This is a genomic window from Candidatus Angelobacter sp., assembly GCA_035607015.1.
Lineage (GTDB): Bacteria > Verrucomicrobiota > Verrucomicrobiia > Limisphaerales > AV2 > AV2.
Map to the genome: position 1 here is coordinate 1 of DATNDF010000281.1, position 2087 is coordinate 2087.

3 protein-coding genes are annotated in these 2087 nt (G+C 56.3%); 2 read left to right on the forward strand and 1 reads right to left on the reverse strand.

Features of this window, described 5'->3' with window-relative positions; all coding sequences use genetic code 11:
* Together VN887_11370 and VN887_11375 are read left to right on the forward strand one after the other, a co-directional pair.
* On the forward strand, nucleotides 1-197 hold a 197-nt coding region (locus VN887_11370), incomplete at its 5' end, for a hypothetical protein (protein ID HXT40605.1).
* Nucleotides 190-450, forward strand: a complete 261-nt coding sequence (locus VN887_11375; GenBank protein ID HXT40606.1) for a DUF1488 domain-containing protein — start codon at nucleotides 190-192, stop codon at nucleotides 448-450. The genes VN887_11370 and VN887_11375, both read left to right, overlap by 8 nt.
* Nucleotides 451-1270: 820 nt before the next feature.
* Here VN887_11375 and VN887_11380 read toward each other — a convergent pair.
* Nucleotides 1271-2087 (reverse strand): sensor histidine kinase (locus VN887_11380; GenBank protein HXT40607.1); only part of this gene is annotated, 817 nt, incomplete at its 5' end.

Below are 2087 nucleotides of genomic sequence, written 5' to 3' on the forward strand. Positions count from 1 at the left end.
TATATCCGTTGAGCTTCCATCGTCGCATTGAACGGCAGTGGGCCGAACGCATCAAGTCGTTAAGGCGCATGGGTGGCCAGGTCGCCGTTGCGGCAAAACGAACGTTGCAATCCGCCATCAACCAGGACGGCTCGCTAATTCCAGTGCCGGTCAGAACCGTCGTGGACCCGCGACGACGTCATCAATCTCGTGATTGAGTTTCCAAACCACAGCCGGTCATACGACCAGACGCGGCGCGCCGTTCGATTTTGGGGACACGACAGCGCAATAGAAGCGTCATTTTTTATCAGCGAAGACGCATTGAGGCGAATTCAACCAAATTCGTGCGCCGACGAGTTGGGCTTTTTGAACGCGTTCGATCGTAATCGTGATTTGATATGTGCCGCCGCGGCCGGGATCTATGTTCGCGGAAGCAGGGGCTCTTATGATCTTGTTGCCGCTAATTTTTGAAACACCCGGGACTTGAGCCGCGTTAAAATATATTGGACGGCGATGACCGCTGCCAAGTACCGCCAGGGCGACATCTCAGGTCCCGCCTGCAATGAAATAGGCCGCCAGCTGAGGCGGCCTTAGGTTGGCGCTCGCAATTCGCCTCGAAGCCAGCCTTGTGCTTTTCGGGATTTGATGGGGTCGGCCAGTTCGGCGACAATCTGATGGATGTCGCTGCAGTGTGGGCACTCGAAGGTCCGGATATGAAATCCCAGGCGACCGGACGTAACTCCCGCCAGTGTTGTTGCCGATTGGCAGATTGGACATCGCGGTCGGAAATGAAAGGACATGATGCTCGCCTTGACTCAGGCGGAAGTACAACACTCCCAGTCACCGGGTAGATGCGCCGTTACAGGACGGTGATGGAGTCAGCTTGCCGCGGAACGAACCTCCGCCCGTGTTCAATTTTGCTCACTTCATAAACAGTTCACGAAAAAATTAACGAATTGGGGCAACTGAGGCGGGCCTTAGTTCGGGGACTGGTTTCGTGCTGCCCGGTGCCTTTGTCGGCGGGTTCTTGATCGAACGATTCTTGAGGGGAAGGTTTTGTCAGAAGACTGAAACCTGGGCCGGGGCCGTTCTGCGGAACTGAGCAATATTGAACAGCGGGGAAGGATCGGATGTGCTGCGCTAATAACCGAGCGTGCCGCTGATCCAGCCCCCTGAAGCCGCGCTCCCCTGATGGCCCCGGCGCGAAGCCGCGCACGCGCCGGGGTCGCTCCTCCCGCGAAAACGCGATTTCTGTGGCCGACTGGCCATCATCATTTGAACGCAAGTGCCGCTACGCCGCCGGTTGGGTCTTCCCCTCACCGCCTGCAAAGGTCGCATGAGTAATCGAGACGGCCGTTCCTTCCGGTCCACTCAGAGTAACGACCTGGGAATCCAGTTGCTTGGCAAGCGCCTTGACAATGCCGGTGCCAAGCCCGGATTTGGGCTGGGCAAAGACGCCATCAGGTTTTCCGATCCCGTTATCAACCACCGAAAGTTTCCAGTCTGTCCCGGAAACTTCATAGGAGACGGATATCTGTCCGTCTTTTGTTTTTGCTTTAAAAGCGTGTTTCAACGAGTTTATCACAAGCTCGGTCACGATTAATCCGAGGCTCTCGGCGTCGCGACAAGTTGCCCTGCCGCCCTGACCGATCACCCTCAGCGAAACTTCCTGATCCTCGCCGATCATCGAGTGGGCGAGCGCTTCACAAAGCTTGGTAAGGTAGGGTTGCATTTCCATGGAGCCGATGCCCGCCGAAGCGTGAAGATGCTCCTGCACGGCCGCAACCGAAATGACCCTGATATGCGCGTCGTGCAGATGACGTCGCGTTTCCTCCGACTCCACCGATCTTGCCTTCATCATGATGATACTGGCGATGATTTGCAGACTATTGGCGACCCGGTGGCGGAGTTCGTCGAGCAGCACGTCCTTCTGGCGCAACAGGTCATCCTTATCGCGTTCCAGATTGCGTTGAACCGTAATATCCTCGATGCCCAGCAGGATGTTGGTGTGTGCTTTCTCATATCGAACGATGCAGGCTTTCAACAGCATCACCCGCCGTCCGATGCGGGGAAAGTCATGCTCAACTTCGTATTCGTCCATCGGGCTT